Below are 304 nucleotides of genomic sequence, written 5' to 3'. Positions count from 1 at the left end.
GAATCGGTTTCTCCCACTTCTCGATACCCAGCTTCTCGGTCAGGTCGATTTCGCTGACCGTATCGTCGCTCAGGTCGGAGAGCGTGATCGGACCAAGCACACCATCTTCCAGTTCGTTGACTTCCGGATAAAGCGTGAGCGGCAGCAGCAGACCCTGCGACAGCTGACCCTTGAGCTTCATGGTCTTGATACGTGCACCACGCTTGCCTTCCCACGTGATGAACTTCGGTTCGAGGAACGCATAGCGCTCATCTTCGGCCGGCAGGAACGAATCGATCTCGAAATAGACACCGAGATCACCAAC

General features: G+C 55.6%; 1 protein-coding gene. It reads right to left on the bottom strand.

All coding sequences use genetic code 11. The features are described 5' to 3' along the window. Positions 1-304: hypothetical protein (locus AC1RPT_RS07945; protein ID WP_481763012.1), on the bottom strand; the 304-nt coding region annotated here is incomplete at both ends.

The organism is Dellaglioa sp. CoH-56-MRSF-11, assembly GCF_056782135.1.
This window is presented reverse-complemented; position numbering and strand designations above follow the sequence as displayed.